General features: G+C 68.8%; 15 protein-coding genes. 7 read left to right on the top strand and 8 right to left on the bottom strand.

The genetic code is table 11. The features are described 5' to 3' along the window. Positions 1-141 precede the first annotated feature (141 nt). Positions 142-1221 carry an ROK family transcriptional regulator gene (locus tag IH68_RS0136065; RefSeq protein ID WP_037885810.1) on the bottom strand — a complete coding sequence of 360 codons (1080 nt, stop codon included), beginning with the start codon at positions 1219-1221 and terminating at the stop codon, positions 142-144. A 108-nt stretch (positions 1222-1329) separates the two neighbouring features. Here IH68_RS0136065 and IH68_RS0136060 point away from each other — a divergent pair, with 108 nt between their 5' ends. Together IH68_RS0136060 and IH68_RS0136055 are read left to right on the top strand one after the other, a co-directional pair. Further along, a complete protein-coding gene (locus IH68_RS0136060; protein WP_030943809.1) occupies positions 1330-2403 on the top strand; it encodes a Gfo/Idh/MocA family oxidoreductase in 1074 nt (357 codons plus the stop codon). After that, positions 2400-2906, top strand: coding sequence for a heme-degrading domain-containing protein (locus tag IH68_RS0136055; protein ID WP_030943806.1), 507 nt, complete (start codon positions 2400-2402; stop codon positions 2904-2906). Before IH68_RS0136060 ends, IH68_RS0136055 begins: the two co-directional genes overlap by 4 nt. A 100-nt stretch (positions 2907-3006) precedes the next feature. On the opposite strand, the gene IH68_RS0136050 is transcribed toward IH68_RS0136055, so the two are convergent. From IH68_RS0136050 to IH68_RS0136035, 4 genes are all read right to left on the bottom strand, one after another. Beyond that, the gene (locus tag IH68_RS0136050; RefSeq protein ID WP_030943803.1) at positions 3007-3864 is read right to left on the bottom strand and encodes a fumarylacetoacetate hydrolase family protein; all 858 of its coding nucleotides are present in this window, start codon (positions 3862-3864) and stop codon (positions 3007-3009) included. Positions 3865-3991: 127 nt separating this feature from the next. After that, a complete protein-coding gene (locus IH68_RS0136045; RefSeq protein WP_030943800.1) occupies positions 3992-4714 on the bottom strand; it encodes a YidC/Oxa1 family membrane protein insertase in 723 nt (240 codons plus the stop codon). Positions 4715-4801: 87 nt separating this feature from the next. Next, positions 4802-5119 (bottom strand): DUF6412 domain-containing protein, encoded by a 318-nt coding sequence (locus IH68_RS0136040; protein WP_030943797.1) that lies wholly within the window; start codon positions 5117-5119, stop codon positions 4802-4804. 57 nt (positions 5120-5176) lie between these two features. Further along, complete coding sequence (locus IH68_RS0136035; RefSeq protein WP_037885785.1) at positions 5177-5716, bottom strand: winged helix-turn-helix transcriptional regulator; 540 nt, start codon at positions 5714-5716, stop codon at positions 5177-5179. Between the two features lie 69 nt (positions 5717-5785). On the opposite strand from IH68_RS0136035, the gene IH68_RS0136030 reads away from it, so the two are divergent. After that, positions 5786-7255, top strand: coding sequence for an MFS transporter (locus tag IH68_RS0136030; protein ID WP_037885784.1), 1470 nt, complete (start codon positions 5786-5788; stop codon positions 7253-7255). A 27-nt stretch (positions 7256-7282) separates the two neighbouring features. Here IH68_RS0136030 and IH68_RS0136025 read toward each other — a convergent pair whose 3' ends face one another. Further along, positions 7283-8056, bottom strand: coding sequence for a class E sortase (locus IH68_RS0136025; protein ID WP_030943784.1), 774 nt, complete (start codon positions 8054-8056; stop codon positions 7283-7285). Between the two features lie 216 nt (positions 8057-8272). Between IH68_RS0136025 and IH68_RS0136020 the strand changes: the two genes are divergently transcribed. The 3 genes from IH68_RS0136020 to IH68_RS0136010 all read left to right on the top strand — a co-directional run bounded on the left by IH68_RS0136020 (position 8273) and on the right by IH68_RS0136010 (position 12038). After that, a complete protein-coding gene (locus tag IH68_RS0136020) occupies positions 8273-9745 on the top strand; it encodes a beta-1,6-galactanase (protein WP_030943783.1) in 1473 nt (490 codons plus the stop codon). 62 nt (positions 9746-9807) lie between these two features. After that, positions 9808-10965 (top strand): MFS transporter, encoded by a 1158-nt coding sequence (locus IH68_RS0136015; protein WP_037885783.1) that lies wholly within the window; start codon positions 9808-9810, stop codon positions 10963-10965. Between the two features lie 62 nt (positions 10966-11027). After that, positions 11028-12038, top strand: coding sequence for an SEC-C domain-containing protein (locus tag IH68_RS0136010; RefSeq protein ID WP_030943779.1), 1011 nt, complete (start codon positions 11028-11030; stop codon positions 12036-12038). A gap of 205 nt (positions 12039-12243) precedes the next feature. Here IH68_RS0136010 and IH68_RS0136005 read toward each other — a convergent pair whose 3' ends face one another. Beyond that, positions 12244-12735 (bottom strand): hypothetical protein, encoded by a 492-nt coding sequence (locus tag IH68_RS0136005; protein ID WP_051833896.1) that lies wholly within the window; start codon positions 12733-12735, stop codon positions 12244-12246. Positions 12736-13008: 273 nt separating this feature from the next. On the opposite strand from IH68_RS0136005, the gene IH68_RS0136000 reads away from it, so the two are divergent. Next, positions 13009-16080, top strand: coding sequence for a DUF3427 domain-containing protein (locus tag IH68_RS0136000; RefSeq protein WP_420719024.1), 3072 nt, complete (start codon positions 13009-13011; stop codon positions 16078-16080). Positions 16081-16095: 15 nt separating this feature from the next. On the opposite strand, the gene IH68_RS0135995 is transcribed toward IH68_RS0136000, so the two are convergent. Next, positions 16096-16767, bottom strand: a complete 672-nt coding sequence (locus IH68_RS0135995) for an ATP-binding protein (RefSeq protein ID WP_030943772.1) — start codon at positions 16765-16767, stop codon at positions 16096-16098. Positions 16768-16811: the final 44 nt, after the last annotated feature.

The following is a 16811-nucleotide window of genomic DNA, read 5'->3' as shown; positions in this document are numbered from 1 at the left end:
TCCGCCCCTTCCCGTCCCGACCCTGGGGGCTGCGCCCCCAGACCCCCGCTTTCGGCCTGAACGGCCTCGTCCTCAAACGGCGGACGGGCTGGTTGGCCCCCAGCCGGGGGGTGGGGGATCGGGACGGCAAAAGCCTCGTCCTCAAACGGCGGACGGGCTGAAGAGTCCTGCCAGTACCAGCTGTGCCGCTCCCTCGGCGATGCCGCCGGAGGCGAGGCGGACCGGTACCGGGGCCTCGCCGAGGCGGCCGGCGCGTTCGACGAGGACAGTGCGCACCCCTCGTAGGAAGGCATCCGGGGCGGCGGTGACGGTGCGGCCGCCGAGGAGTACGAGGTCGATGTCGAGCAGTGCGACCAGGTTGCCGGCGCCGATGCCGAGGACGTGCGCCGCCTCGTCGACCGCGCCGCGGGCCACCGCGGCCAGGCACAGCGCCTCGATGCAGCCGCGGTTGCCGCAGCCGCACGGCGGTCCGTCCAGCTGGACGACCTGGTGCCCGAACTCCCCGGCCCCGGTGCGGGCGCCCCGGTGCACGGCGCCGCCGATGACCAGCCCGGCGCCGAGCCCCGTAGCGAGATGCAGATAGGCGAAGGACCCGCTCTCGCCCCCGACGGCGAGTCCCAGCGCGGCCGCGTTGGTGTCCTTGTCGACGACGACCGGCCCCCCGAGCCGCCGCGCGAGCGCGTCCCGCAGGGGGAAGCCGTCCCACTCGGGGAATCCCGTCACGCGGTGCAGGACACCCCGCGTGTGGTCGAGCGGACCGGGGAGCGCGACACCGACGCCGAGGACGGAACCGGCGCCCGAGGCCCCCATCATCAGCGCGCCCGCCTCCCCCGCCACCGCGGCGACGACGGCCTCGGCCCCCGCCCCCAGGTCCAGCGAGGCGCGCCGCTCCCCCACCACGGTTCCCGTGAGGTCTACCAGTACCGCGCGCAGTTCGTCGCGGTCCAGGTGCAGCCCGACGGCGTGGCCCGCCTCGGGCACCAGCCTCAGCACCGTAGGGGGCTTACCTCCTGTCGAGGCCCTGCGACCCGCCTCCGCCGCCAGCCCCTCGTCCCGCAGCCGTCCGGTGATCTTGCTGACGGCCTGCGGGGTCAGCCCGGTCCGCTCGGCGAGTTCCAGCCGACTGATGCCCTCCGCCCCGGCCGTGCGCAGGAGATCGAGCACGAGCGCCGTGTTGTGGCTGCGCAGCACCGGCAGATTGACGCCGGCGGAGCCCGCCATCCCCGCCCGCACGGCCCCTGCCCCTGCCGCCGCCCCTGCGTTCGTCCTGTCCACGCCTCCATTCTCCCCCACTTGCACTTTAGCAACAGTGTTGCCAAAGTGGGGAGCATGACTGGTACTCCTCTGCGCGTGGGCCTCGTCGGCTACGGCCTCGCGGGCTCCGTCTTCCACGCCCCGCTGATCACCGCCACCGAGGGCCTCACTCTCGACACCGTGGTCACCTCGAACCCGGAGCGGCAGCAGCAGGCCCGCGCCGAGTTCCCGGACGTACGGATCGCGGCCACCCCCGACGAACTGTTCGACCGCGCCGCCGAGCTGGACCTGATCGTCATCGCGTCCCCGAACAGGACGCATGTCCCGCTGGCGACGACCGCCCTGAAGGCCGGCCTCCCGGTGGTCGTGGACAAACCCGTCGCGGGCACGGCGGCCGAGGCACGCGAGCTCGCCGCCCTCGCCGAGGACCGCGGCCTGCTGCTCTCCGTCTACCAGAACCGCCGCTGGGACAACGACTTCCTGACCCTCCGCAAGCTGCTGGCCGAGGGCGAGCTGGGCGACGTGTGGCGCTTCGAGTCCCGCTTCGAGCGCTGGCGTCCGCAGCCGAAGGGCGGCTGGCGCGAGTCCGGCGACCCCGCAGAGATCGGAGGTCTGCTCTACGACCTCGGCAGCCATGTCGTCGACCAGGCGCTGGTCCTCTTCGGCCCAGCGGCACAGGTCTACGCCGAGTCAGACATCCGCCGTCCGGGCGCCGAGACGGACGACGACACGTTCATCGCCCTCACGCACACGAGCGGTGTCCGCTCCCACCTGTACGTCTCCGCGACGACCGCCCAACTCGGCCCGCGTTTCCGGGTGCTGGGCTCGCAGGCGGGTTACGTCAAGTACGGCCTCGACCCCCAGGAGGCGGCCCTGCGGGAGGGCAGGCGCCCGCAGACGACCGCCGACTGGGGCACGGAACCCGAGTCGCTGTGGGGCCGCATCGGATCCGGCGACTCCCCACTGACCGGAGGAGGCCGCCCCGAACCCACCCTCCCCGGCGACTATCCGGCCTACTATGCGGCCGTGACCAGGGCCCTCAACGACGACGGTCCCAACCCGGTGACCGCTCTGGAGGCGGCCGCCGCCCTCGACGTACTCGAGGCGGCCCGCCGTTCGGCCCGCGACGGAGTGGCGGTGGCGCTGTGACGCACAACCAGGAGATCACCCCGAAGTTCCACCCGGAACTCACCCCGCCCCTGGAGGAACTGGAGGCGCAGGAACGGCACCTGGTCTTCAGCCAGTTCACCTACGACGACGCCTGGGCGCTGGGTTCCCTGCTCGTGGAGATGGCCCGCGAGCGCCAGGCCCCGGTCGCGATCGACATCCACCGCGCGGGCCAGCAGCTCTTCCACGCGGCGCTGCCCGGCTCGACCCCGGACAACGACGCCTGGATCACCCGCAAGCGCCGGGTGGTCGAACGCTTCGGCTCCGCCTCCTACCTGGTCGGCGCCCGCTTCCGCGCCAAGGGCAGCACCTTCGAGGACTCCTCCCGCCTGGACCCGGACGAGTACGCGGCCCACGGCGGCTCCTTCCCGATCAACGTCCTGGGCGTGGGCGTGATCGGCGCGGTCACGGTCTCAGGCCTGCCCCAACTGGCAGATCACCGCTTCGTGGTGGAGGCCCTGGAGGAGTTCCTGCACAAGGCGTGACCGGAGCGCCCCTTCAGGGGCGCGGGGAACTGCGCGACCAGCCACACACGGCCCGCGGACAACGACCCAGCGCAGTTCCCCGGCTCTCCCAGCGGAGCGACTACGCGTCCTTGAACTCCTGACGCTGCCGTCCAAGCCCCGAAATCTCGAGCTCCACAACATCCCCGCCCCGCAGATACGGCTTCGGCTCAGGCGCCCCCATGGCAACCCCCGCCGGCGTCCCGGTATTGATCACATCCCCCGGGTACAAGGTCATGAACTGGCTGACGTACCGCACAACCTCCCCCACGGAAAAGATCTGCTCAGCGGTCGTCCCGTCCTGCTTCAACTCCCCGTTGACCCACAGCTTCAACGACAGATCCTGCGGATCGGCAACGTCATCCGCCGTCACCAGCCAGGGCCCCAGCGGATTGAAGGTCTCGCAGTTCTTGCCCTTGTCCCAGGTCCCGCCCCGCTCGATCTGGAACTCCCGCTCGGACACGTCGTGCGCGACCGCGTATCCGGCGACGTACGCCAGTGGATCCTCGTCGTCCGACAGATAGCGGGCCGTACGCCCGATGACGACGGCGAGCTCGACCTCCCAGTCCGTCTTCACCGACCGGCGAGGGACCAGCACCGTGTCGTAGGGCCCGACCACCGTGTCCGCGGCCTTGAAGAAGACCACCGGCTCGGCGGGCGGCTGGGCCCCGGTCTCGCGGGCGTGGTCGTGGTAGTTCAGCCCGATGCACACGATCTTGCCGATCCGTGCGAGGGGCGGCCCGACACGCAGCCCGGTGGCATCCAGCGCGGGCAGCTCGCCGGCGTCGGCGGCGGCGCGGATCCGGCCGAGCGCCTCGTCGTCGGCGAGCAACGTCCCGTCGATGTCGGTCACGACACCGGACAGATCCCGCAGAACCCCGTCGGCGTCGAACAGCGCAGGCGTCTCCGATCCCGCCGTACCGACTCGCAGCAGCTTCATGATCACAATCTCCCTCGATCGCGGGGCGCCCGACCGATGGGTGCAGCCATCGGAGGACTGGTCGATCCTCCAAGGTCACAGTCCAGTCCGCAATACCCGGTTCACGGACTGGACCGTAACCACTGGATCAGGAGTAGAGGGCCGCCCGCTCCACAGCGCTCCACGCCGTGCTGGTGACCACATACAGCGCGGCGGCCAGCGGCACCACCGCCACCGTGAACAAGGTGAAGAAGGACATGAACGGCATCACCTTGCTGATGGCACCGAGCCCCGGCACGGACTCGCCGTCCTGCACCGGGAGGGGGTTGTTGGCGGCCATCATCCGCTTCGTACGCCGGTAGTTGAAGACGGCAACAACAGTGACCAGGGCGAACAGTCCGAGGTAGACCAGCCCCGCACCCCCGAACACCCCACCGCCCCCGAGGGCATCCGCCCACCGCCCACCCAGCGGAGCGGCAAGCAGCTGATGCGTGAGCAGTTCGTTCGCCTGCCCGCCGATGCTCGTGCTGGAGAACAGGTGGTACAGCAGGAAGAACGCCGGCAGCTGCAGCAGCGACGGCAGGCACCCGGACACCGGCGACACCTTCTCCTCGGCATGCAGTTCCAGCACCGCCTTCTGGAGCTTCTCGGGTTCCTTCTTGTGCTGTTTCCGCAGCTCGGCGATCTTCGGCTGCAGCGCGGTCCGGGCCTTCTGCCCGCGGGCGGCGGCCCGGGACAAGGGGTGTACGAGCAGTCGTACGAGAGCGGTGAACAGGACGATGGCGGCGGCCGCCGCCGAGGCACCGAACAGTGGCTGGAGCAGGTCGGCGAAGTCTCCGACCAGGTCGGCGAAGACAGAGAAAACGGACATGGATGAGCCCTCCGGGGGTCTCGTCGTGCCGGTACTGGAACAGGGCGGCATGACGACCCGCGCGGGGCCGGCTACGTGCGGTGAGCCCTACGCGGCGGTCGCCGGAAGGGCGGATCCGGGGGCTCGGGGCCTGGTGCGCCCCTTGGCGTCGGGGTCGCGTTGCGGCAGGAATGCCGTACGGCGGGCACGGTCGCGGATGGCGGTGCGCACGCGCGTGGGCGGCACCGCGGGTGCGCAGCGCGCGGTGAGCAGGGCGCAGGCGGCGAGTGCGGAGCCGGCCGCGGCGGTCGCGGCGAGCGCGACGGTGGCGGTGAGGCTGCCGGTGTCGAGCAGCGCGACCTGGAGGACGAGGAGCGGGAGCAGCAGTACGGCGACGGGACGCAGCGGCATCCGGCTGCGGATCATGACTGCCCCCTCGTACGCGTCGTACTGCCACTCGTCTGTTCTGTTCGTCTGCCTCGGTTATACCTGATCGCTCTCGACGGGCAGTTCCAGGGGCTGCAACAGCCTCCGCGGCCTGAGCAGCGCCCGGCTGACCGGATCCGCCGGGTCCGGATCGAGTCCGGCTCCCGGCTCCATGAGGACGTCCTCGACGGGTACGACGGTTGCGCAGGCGGGGCATTCGCCGTACGGCCCGAGTTCGGTACCGCAGTCGGCGTGCCGGAAGTAGCGCAGCTGGGTCTCGGTGTAGTGCTCGCGGCCCCAGAGGCCGAGGGAGCGGAGGGTCGGCCACAGGGCGATGCCGCGCTCGGTGATGACGTACTCGTCCCGCGGCGGTGACTCCTGGTAGCGCCGCTTCTCCAGGATCCCCTCCGCCGTGAGCGACTGGAGGCGGGCGGCGAGGACCGCGCGCGGGATGCCGAGGTGGACGAGGAAGTCGTTGTAGCGGCGCACGCCGTAGAGCGCGTCGCGGATGACGAGCAGCGTCCACCGCTCGCCGACGATCTCCAGCGCGCGGGCGATGGAGCACTCCTGTGTCGCGTAGTCCTTGCCGAGTGCCATGGCGTCCACTGTAACCATTTTTCGCGAGCTTGGTTCAATGACCGAACCTACGGTGTTACGGTTCAGGACATGACTAGGTTCAATGACCGAACTCTCACGGGAGCCGAAGGGGCCGAGGTGCAGGAGGCGGTAGGCGGCGCATCGCACGCAAAGCCACCCGCCCCGCGCCCAGAGCAGGCCGCCCCGCACGCGGAGGCGCCCCCGCATCCCCGTGCCACCCTCGCCCTGACCAGCGCGGCCACGGCCGTGACCCTGATGACGTACACAGCCCCGGTGGTCACGCTCCGGGACACGGCCCTCGCCCTGCACACCTCGCTCTCCGCGCAGGCCTGGCTCATCAACGGCACCCCGCTGGGCCTCGCCGCCCTCCTCCTGGTCGCCGGCAGCCTGGCCGACGACTACGGCCGCCGCCGGATCTTCCTCATCGGCACCCTCGCCCTCGGCCTCACCACGGCCCTCGGCGCCCTGGCCTCCACCACGCTGCAGTTCACGCTGGCCCGCATAGCGCAGGGCGCCGCCAGCGCGGCGATCCTGGCGAGCAGCCTGGGCCTGCTGGTGCAAGCCTTCCCGACTCCCCGAGGCCGACTGCACGCGACCGGCGTATGGGGAGCCTTCGTGAGCGGCGGCATCGCCGCGGGGCCACTCCTCGCGGGCGCGATGCCCGACTGGCGGGTGGCATACGGCGTGCTGGGCGCGGCGGCGGTGATCGTGGCGGCCCTGGGGACGCGTACGTTGACGGAATCCCGCTCACCGAGGGGCGGCCGTCCGGACATCCTGGGCGCACTGACCTTCGGCCTGGCACTGGTGTCCCTGGTCGCCGCCCTCACGCTCGGCCGGGACGGCTGGCTGCGCGCCGAGGTGGGTCTGCTGTTCCTGGCGGCCGTGGTGCTGATGGCCGTGTTCGCGCTGGTGGAGCACCGCACCGCGACCCCGATGATCGACCTGGGCCTGCTGCGCCGACCCGGCTTCCTGGCCTCGTCCGCGGGCGGGCTGTTCACGGGCCTCGCGGTGATCGGCCTCTTCAGCTTCCTGCCGGTCCTGTTCCAGCAGATGCTCGGCCTGTCCCCCATGGACACGGCCTGGCTGTTCCTGCTCTGGTCCGGCCTGTCCTTCACGGTGGCGCTCCAGGCGAAGCGTCTCGCGGGCCGCGTCCCGCCCCGCCACCAGCTCGCCGTCGGCTTCGCCCTGCACGCGGCGGGCGTCCTGACCATGCTCGGCGCGATCGACTCGGGCTCCTGGCAGCGCCTCCTGCCCGGCCTGATCCTGGGCGGCATCGGCAGCGGCCTGCTGAACGCCGCCCTGCCCCTGCTGTCGGTGGAGTCGGTACCGGCGGCCCGCGCGGCCATGGGCTCGGGCGCCCAGCAGACGTTCCGCTACATCGGCTCCTGCGCCGGCGTCGCCCTGACGATCGCGATCGTGACGTCGTCGGGCGGGGGTCTGGGGCACGGAGCGAACATCGCGCTGCTGGTGTCGGCGGGCCTGGCCCTGCTGGCGGCCGTGGCCGTGCTGGTGCTGCGGGAGCGGACGGTCCGGGCGTGACCGGTCCGGGCGTCACTCCGCGGGGGCTCAACGGGGGCGCATGGAAACGAGCTTGCCCCAGACGACCAGCCGGTACCTGGAGGTGTACTCCGGAGTGCAGGTCGTCAGCGTGATGTAGTACCCGGGCTCGGAGTACCCGTAGCGGGGCTCGACGATGGAGCGTGGAATCGGGCGTACGACACCCGAGTCACGGGCCGAGGTCTGCGGGAGCGTCTCGTCGACGGCGTAGATGTAGGTCGCGGTCTTCGTCTCGACCTCCACGACGTCCTTCGCCCGCAGCCGGTTGATGTACCGGAACGGCTCGCCGTGCGTGTTCCGATGCCCCGCGAGCGCGAAGTTGCCCGCCTGGCCGGGCTGCCCGGTGCCGCGGTAGTGGCCGACGTACCCCTGGTTGAGGACGTTCTGTTTGCTGACGCCCTCGGCGACCGGGACGCGCAGGCCCAGGCGGGGGATGGTGAGGATGGCGTAGGCCTGGGACCAGGAGGGGCGGGGCTGCGCGGCGGCGGTGGTGGTCTGTTGGCGGGTACGGGTGCCGGTGCGCGGCTGGGGCGTCGCGGCCGGGACGGACGTACCGGAGTCGTCACCTTTGCCAGTGCCCCCGCCGCCCCACTCCCGCTCCAGCACCTCCACCTTGCGCTCGGCGCCGCGCCTGGCCTCCCGGTTGGTCCACCACAGCTGGTGGACGACGAGCAGCAGGAGCACGAGGCCCGCGGTGACGAGGAGTTCGCCGCCGGTCCACAGCGCACGTCGGCGGCGTGCGCGCTGCCGCCGGGTGGTGTGCTGCACGACCGGAACGCGCATCCGTACGCCTCCTTCACCGGGCCGCCCGCACGATAAGGGCCGGACGTCGAAGTCACCAGACCCGCACGGCGCCGGCCGTACGACAGGGGCTGTTCGGGACTTCATACATAGGTTTTAGAAAGGGCTGGCACAACTCTCGACAACCCCACCCGTCACACCCGATGCTTCCCTCCAGTGACCTGACGGGCCAGGTCGCCCAGCGAAGGCGGAGAAGCCATGATCCGACGCAGAACCCTGCTGACCGCAGCCGGCGGCACCCTCCTCGGCAGCGCTCTCGCGACCGGCACCGCACGCGCGGATGCCACGATCGCCGTCAGCCCCGGAACCTCGTACGGCACTTGGGAGGGCTGGGGCACCTCCCTGGCCTGGTGGGCCAATGTGTTCGGCGCGCGGGACGACTTCGCCGACATCTTCTTCACCACCAAGTCGACGGCGTACAACGGCACGACGCTCCCCGGCCTGGGCCTGAACATCGCCCGTTACAACCTGGGCGCGTGCAGCTCGAACACGGTGAGCGGCGCGAGCATGGTCGCGTCCCCGAACATCCCGGCGTTCAAGCAGATCGAGGGCTACTGGCAGGACTGGAACAACGAGGACCCGACGTCCTCGGCGTGGAAGTGGACGGCGGACGCCACCCAGCGCGCGATGCTGGTGAAGGCGACGGCGCGCGGGGCGACCACCGAGCTGTTCGCCAACTCCCCCATGTGGTGGATGTGCCTGAACCACAACCCGTCCGGTGCCTCCGACGGCGGCAACAACCTCCAGTCCTGGAACTACCGCCAGCATGCCTCCCACCTCGCGGCGGTGGCCCTCTACGCGAAGAACAACTGGGGCGTGAACTTCGCGACGGTCGAGGCCTTCAACGAGCCCAGCTCCAGCTGGTGGACGGCGACCGGCACCCAGGAGGGCTGCCACATCGACTCGACGGTCCAGTCCGCCGTACTGCCGTACGTCCGCAGCGAGTTGGACAAGCGGGGCCTGACGGGCACGAAGATCTCGGCCTCGGACGAGACGAGCTACGACCTGGCCCGCACGACGTGGAACTCCTTCTCGTCGACGACGAAGGGCTATGTGAACCGGGTCAACGTCCACGGCTACCAGGGTTCCGGCGGCCGCCGGGACCTGCTCTACACGGACGTGGTGACGACGGCGGGCAAGGCCCTCTGGAACTCCGAGACCGGCGACAACGACGGCACCGGCTACACGCTCGCCTTCAACCTCCTCTACGACTTCCGCTGGCTGCACCCGACCGCCTGGGTCTACTGGCAGGTCATGGACCCGTCCTCGAACTGGGCGATGATCGCGTACGACGCGAACACGCTGCAGGCGGGCGCGGTGCAGACGAAGTACTACACGATGGCGCAGTTCAGCCGGCACATCCGCCCCGGCATGAAGATCCTCGACACGGGTGTGAGCAACGCGGTCGCGGCCTACGACTCGAGCGCGAAGCGCCTGGTGATCGTGGCGCTGAACACCTCGACCTCGGCCCAGACCTTCACCTTCAACCTCTCCGACTTCACCACGGTGACGGGCGGTTCGGGCGGCCTCGTCCCCCGCTGGAACACGGTGACGACCGGCGGCGACCTGTACAAGTCGTACTCGGACACCTTCCTGAGCGGAAAGTCGGTCTCGGTGTCGATCGCGGGGAAGGCGGTGCAGACCTTGCAGATAGACGGGGTGACGATCTGACGTCTCCGTACGAGGCCACGGGGGTCCCCCCTGCTTCTGATGCCTCGTCTGCCTCGTCGCGGATGCCGGCCGGGCTGGTGGCGCTCGCGCTCGGCGGCTTCGGGATCGGCCTGACGGAGTTCGTGATCGCGGGGCTCCTGCCACAGGTGGGCCGGAGCCTCGCCGTGTCGGAGGCCGCGGCGGGCCGGCTGATCTCCGGTTACGCCCTGACCGTCGCGGTGGGCGCGATAGCCCTGACGGCCGCGACGGCGGGGCTGCCCCGCAAGCCGGTTCTCACCGGCCTGGTCGTCCTGTTCGTCGTCGGCAACCTCCTCTCCGCCCTCGCGCCGAACTACCCGGTGATGCTGCTCGGCCGCATCGTCGCCGCCCTGTGCCACGGCTCGTTCTTCGGCATCGGCTCCCTCGTCGCCCGCCGCCTGGTCCCACCGGAACGGGCATCGCGGGCGGTGGCGGTGATGTTCGCGGGTCTGACGGTGGCGAACGTGCTGGGGGTCCCCTTCGGCGCCCTGGTGGGCGAGCGCTGGGGCTGGCGCGCGACGTTCTGGGCGATCACGGGGATCGGGGTCGCGGCGGCGGTGGCGATCGGGGTGCTGGTGCCGGGATGGGCGGGGAGGGCCGCCGAGTCGAGGGGTTCCCTGACAGCTCAGCTACGGGCGATGCGCTCCGGCCAGGTCTGGCTGACCCTCACCGCGACCGCCCTCGGCTACGGCGGCATGTTCGGCGCCTTCAGCTACCTCGCCTACACCTTCACCGAGGTCACCGGCTTCTCGGACACGGACGTGGCCTGGCTCCTTGTCGTCTACGGCAGCGGCCTGGTCCTCGGCAACCTGGCCGGCGGCCGCGCCGCGGACCACAACCGCGACCTCACGCTGATCATCTCCCTGGCGGCGCTGGGGGTCACCCTCGCTCTGTTCGGCCTGCTGGCGGACAGCCCGGCCGCCTCCGTCGTGCTGGTCTTCCTCACGGGCGTCTTCGGCTTCGCCCAGGTCCCCGGCATGATCACCCGCGTCACGGACGCCGCCCACGGCGTACCGCTGGCGGCGAGCGCGAACGTATCGGCGTCGAATGTCGGCAATGCGGTGGGGGCGTGGCTGGGCGGGGTCGCCATCAGCGCGGGCCTGGGCTACACGGCTCCGCTGTATGTAGGGGCGGGCCTCGTGGCGGCGGGGTTGGGGACGATGGTGTGGGCGTCGAGCGGGCGTCCCGAGCAGGTCACGTGATCCCTGCCCTTTGACCAGCACATACCTCTTCTTCGACACGGATGGGCAGTACGGTTTCCCTCATGCGCCCCGACACGCCTGCCGAGAACGTCGACCACACCGCCGAAGCGGCCCGCCTGGAGCGAACCGCCGGCCTGTACCCCGAGGACGCCGAGGCCCTGCTCATCCAGGCCGCGGCCCACCTGGAACTGTCCGGCGACCGCCCCGCCGCGACCACGCTCTACGACCGCCTGCTGTCGTCCCAGGCGGGCCTGGAGAACCCCTACCTGGTACGAGCCCTCAAGGCCTCGAACCTGTGGGAGTACGGCCACGAGGCCGAGGCCCGAGCGATCATCGACGGGATCCGGGCGGCGTCCCCGCGCGACCCGGCCCCCTGGGTGATCGTGGCGGAGTCCCTGGAGGCCCACGACGAGCTGGAGGCGGCTGAGGAGACCTTCACGGAGGGGGCGCGTGTGCTCCTGACGGATGTGGAGGAGCCCCCGTACTCGACGCACCCGCTCCTGTTCGGCCGCCACCGCGTACGCCGGATGCTGGGCGTCGCCCACGACGAGTGGGACACGGTGGCGGACCTGCTCCACTCGTCCCCTGTTTCTTTGGACGAGCTCCACGACCCGAAGCGGGTGTGGTCGCTGGGCTCGGACAATCCGGCGGAACTGGCGGCTGAGATCTCGCGTCTGCGGGCGGAGTTGGGGACGTATCGGGAAGCCTTGTCGCGCCCGTTCCCGGTGGCGGTCCTGCACTGGCCGGCGGGGGAGCTGACGGAGCTGGTGGAGGCGTATCCGACGCTGGCCGCCGAGTACCCGTCGCATGAGGAGCACCTGGCGACTATAGAAGGGTCACTGCGGGAGCTGGCAGCGAGTGGTACGCCGAACTTGGGGATCGTGACGGGGACGGTGCCGTCGTACGAGGCGTTCGCGGCTTCGGAGATGGCTTCGCCTGGGGAGGCGGAGTTGTTGCCGCAGTATGCGACGACGCTGGCGGCTCGGGGGCGGGCTGTGGAGTGGCCGCCGCAGAGGGGGGCGGGTTGTTGGTGCGGGTCGGGGCGGGTTTATGAGGGGTGTCACGGGGCGTAGAGCCGCGCGGGGCGTCAAGCCGGACCAGACGCCCATGTGGATCCGGCGGCAGCGATCGAGCGCCAGGCAGCCAAGTATGGGATCCAGCCTCAAGCATCACCGGGCCGTGGCCACGAGACAGGCATCACCTCGCCGTTCGCTACGAGGCGGCGGTGCTGGTCACAGCCCTCAATGAGGGTCGTGACCAGCACATTCCCGACAGACCCTAGTACCAGCCGGTGCAGGTGATCGGCGTGTTGTAGCCGGAGTCGCCGCAGGCCCGCATCAGCTTGCCGTTGCTGTCACGCCAGGCTTCGGTGTGGACGCTGGTTCCGGCGTCGATCTCCCGCCAGCCAAGCTGCGGCTCCCAGGTGCGGCCGCCATCGCTGCTCCGGTCCACCCAGACGTGCATGCCGGGAGAGCCGTTGGTAACACGGCCCCAGGCACAAGTATTGGTCCCGGAGCCGTTGTACCTCAGCTCGAAGAGTTGGCCCCTGCCCCCGGTCGCCGAGCGGGCGGTCCCGGACACCACGTCCGTGTTGCAGCCGTCCGCGGCGCTGGCGGTGGTGGCTCCGGACATGGCCAGCAGCCCTGTGGTCATCACCAACGCCGAGACCGTGGCCGCGACCTTCTTGTTCATACGCATCGTCTTCTGTTCCCCCTTGGAAGCCCTGAGGCTCTTGTGGTCGATGCCTGAAGTCTCGGCTTCGGGAACCATGTGCGGCCATCCTGAACAACCGAGGTTGACGTGCCCGCGACACGCCTGCTAATGGGGCTTGCGGCAGTAAAGACGTGCGGTGCCTGCCTGAAAACGATCACCTTTCAGCAGAAGCGCTTCGATTGTCAGTGACTCCTGTTAGAACAGATCCACACCGACGCGAGAGATCAAGCGCAAGGGATCGAAGGAGCAGTCGTGGCGGAATCGGGGGACCCGGCACAGCCGGTCGCAGGTGTCTACGAGCAACTCATCACGCGGACTCTGCATGACCTGATGGAGCGGCTCGAAGCCGCGGGCTGGAAGGCAATCGACGAAGAGGTCAGCGAAGAGTCCGCGCCCCACGTGCTGGCACGCCACATCAGCGAGGCCGTGGGGCGCAGGCTCAGTCAACTGCCCCAGGACAAGCGGGTGACCGTTGCCAACCAGATCCTGCAGTCATTGGCCGCTCACGCACCAGATCCGGATGTGGACGAAGTCATAGGCACCATTGCCGATGGGCCCCGGCAGCTGCTGGCACTCGCCGAGCGGGAAGCCCCCGGTGTCTACGCGGTACGCCCACTCACGCCGCTATCGGAAACCGCGCTCATCACCAACTCCCCCGAGGATCCGAGCCTCGGCAGTGAGCTGCGCGCTGAGCTGGCAACAGCAGACCGCATTGATCTGCTGTGCGCTTTCGTGAAGTGGTACGGCCTGCGCGTCCTCGAAGATTCTCTCCGTGCCGCTGCGGAACGCGGCGTCCCCATCCGAGTCATCACAACTACCTACATCGGCGCAACCGACCGCCACGCACTCGACCGGCTCGTCCGCGACTTCGGCGCCGAGGTAAAGGTCAACTACGAGACCCGCTCGACCCGCCTCCACGCGAAGGCCTGGCTGTTCCGACGCAAGAGCGGTTTCGACACGGCGTACGTAGGCAGCTCCAACCTCTCGAAGGCCGCACTGCTCGACGGCCTGGAGTGGAACGTACGTCTGTCATCCGTGGCCACTCCAGTCGTGCTCAACAAATTCGAGGCCACCTTCGACGCGTACTGGAATGACATCGCCTTCGAGTCGTATGACCCCGATCGTGACGCCCGCAAGTTGGACGAGGCTCTGATCGTGGCGGGCGGTTCGCCGTCCAGCCAAGACGCCAAGATCAGCCTCTCGGGCCTTGAGGTTCGCCCCCACCCGCACCAGGCCGACATGCTAGAGCGACTGCGAGTCGAGCGTGAGGTACGCGGTCACCATCACAACTTGCTTGTCGCTGCGACCGGTACGGGTAAGACGGTCATGGCTGCCCTTGATTACCGCAACCTGCACAAGGAATGGGGCGCCAGGGAGTATCCACGGCTTCTCTTCGTGGCACACCGCAAGGAGATCCTGAGGCAGTCGCTCCGTATGTACCGCGAAGTGCTCGACGACGCGTCCTTCGGCGAAGTGCTCTTCAGCGGCGAGCTACCCCGTGACTGGAAGCAGGTCTTCGCCAGCGTTCAGTCGCTCACCGATCAGCGACTCGACCAGTTCGACCCGGAACACTTCGACATCATCGTCATCGACGAGTTCCATCACGCTACGGCCACGACATATCGCCGCGTTCTCAACCACTTCAAGCCGAAGCAGCTCCTCGGCCTGACCGCGACTCCCGAGCGCGCAGACGGCCTGAATGTGCAGGACGAGTTCTTCGATGGCCGAATCGCCGCCGAGATGCGGCTGTGGGAGGCCCTCGACAACGACCTCCTCTGCCCGTTCCACTACTTTGGTGTGCCCGACGGCACGGACCTCACCCGCCTCAACTGGCGCTCGGGTACGTACGACCAGAGCCAGCTCGGTGACTTGTTCTCCGGGGACCTTGCGCGCGCCCGTATCGTCATCAAGCAGGTGCGGGACAAGGTGTCCGACCCGATGAACATGCGAGCACTCGGCTTCTGCGTCAGCAGGAAACATGCTCACTTCATGGCGAAGTGTTTCCAGGACGCAGGCATCAAGGCTGAAGCCCTGGACAGCGCGTCCAAGCCCGAGGTCCGTGACCACGTTCTGTCCCAGCTCAGGGCGGGAGAGATCCAAGTCATCTTCTCCGTTGACCTCTTCAACGAGGGCTTGGACATCCCGGACGTCGATACGATCCTCCTCTTGCGCCCCACGAACAGCGCTACCGTCTTCCTTCAGCAACTCGGTCGAGGTCTGCGCCGGACCCCGGACAAGCCCGTGCTCACCGTGCTCGACTTCATCGGCCAACATCGTGCCGAGTTCCGGTTCGAGGAGCAGTTCCGCGCAATGACCAACCTGTCGCGCAACCGGCTCCTTGAGCACGCCGAACACGACTTCCCTCTGCTGCCGTCCGGCTGCCAGATCATCCTTGAGGGCAAGTCCAAGCAGCTGGTGCTGGACAACATTCGCACCCAGATCAAGGCGACCGTCCAGACCCTCGCCAAGGAAGTGAGGGCCTTCGACACCCCGGTCCTCGCCGACTACCTCAAGGAGAGTCGCCGTGAAATCCGGGAGCTGTATAAGTCGAGCAACTCGTGGACGACAGTCCTACGTCGCTCTGGACTGGCTGATCTTCCTGAACAAGCCGGCGAAGAGGACCTGTTGAAGCGTGTGCACGCGTTCTTGCACGTCGACGACGGCGAACGCGCAGAGGCGTACATGCGCTTGTTGAGCGATGACGCGCCGACGTACGACTCACTGAACGCGAAGTACCAAACGTACGCGCGCATGCTGTTCTTCAACCTCTGGGACAAGGCCGGAGGATTCAACTCCTACGCGGAAGGGCTTGAATCGCTCCGCGAGCAGCGAGCCTTCCGTAGCGAACTGCGACAGGTACTCGCCCATGTCATGGGGCAAGCCGACCACTTCCCCCTTCCTCTGGAGGGTCCGCACGCCCACATCCCTCTGAAGATCCATAGCGCATACAACCGCTCGGAGATCCTGGCCGCGCTTGGTGTCGCCCGCCTGGGCGGCCAGATGCCGGGATCCTTTGCGCAGGGCGTCCTGTGGGACGAGCAGAACCAGACGGACGCCCTGCTGATCACCCTTGAGAAGAACGAGAAGGACTTCTCCCCCACGGTTCGGTACAAGGACTACGCGTTGAGCCCCTCCCTCTTCCACTGGGAGTCGCAGAGCACGACCGCAGCCACCTCTCCCACAGGTCTGCGCTACCAGCAGCACAAGCAACGCGGAAGCCACGTCCTGCTGTTCATGCGGCGCTACAAAGACACCGACATCGGGAAGGCCCAACCTTGGATGCTGCTCGGCCCGGCGACGTATGCCGGGCATGAGGGCAGCAAGCCCATGGCCATCACCTGGCAGCTGCATGAGCAGCTGCCAGCGGATGTGTGGTCGTACTCGGGTATCACGGCGGGCTAGCCGACGACTCAGCCCTCACACCGGCTCACCGATCTCAGACTCGAAGTGAGTCTGCGCCCGGTCGAGTACGTCATCAGGGTCATGCCCGTGTGCATGCAGCCAGTGCAGTACGTCAGCCATGACCCCGATGGCGGCCTCCTCTGCCGCTGCCGCCCCGAGCACCCTGCTCCCATGGGACATGGTTCTCGCGTGGGGCAGTTGCCACGATCCATACAGGTCGAGAATCGCCCCGGCCCGCGCGACGCGAGGGCCGTTCGTCGAACCACAGGCGACGGAAGCATCCGTAACGAGCTCACACCACACCACCTTCGAGTTCCCTCGGAGAAAGACACCCCAGCGGTGATCGGTCAGGGTGTCGACGAGCGCTACTCCTCGCCCCGACTCCAGCGCACTACTGGCAGCGAGGAGGGTGGGCAACGCCCGCGTATCGGGATCCTCAACTTCCAAGCGCAGATACGGCTCATTGAGCGCCATGCGCAGCATGGTGGGCGTTCCCTCCCCGACGTGCTGGATGACGTTGGTTACCAGCTCTGATACGCAGATCTGTGCCGCGTCGACATGATCGGGGAGCCCCCACAGGATGAGGCGGAGCTTCAAGGTCCGCCGTAATTCAGAGAGTTCACCTGGCTGGGCAAGAAATGTGTGCACCCAGGGCTCTCGTCCGACGCCACTGCCTACGTAGATCATCTTCGACCACCTTTCCTCGTAGCGCACGGTGTTCCAACCAATGA

It is taken from the genome of Streptomyces sp. NRRL S-646 (assembly GCF_000720765.1).
Classification (GTDB): Bacteria; Actinomycetota; Actinomycetes; order Streptomycetales; family Streptomycetaceae; genus Streptomyces.
The sequence above is the reverse complement of the archived record's forward strand: the minus strand, read 5'-3'. Positions and strand labels throughout refer to the sequence as shown.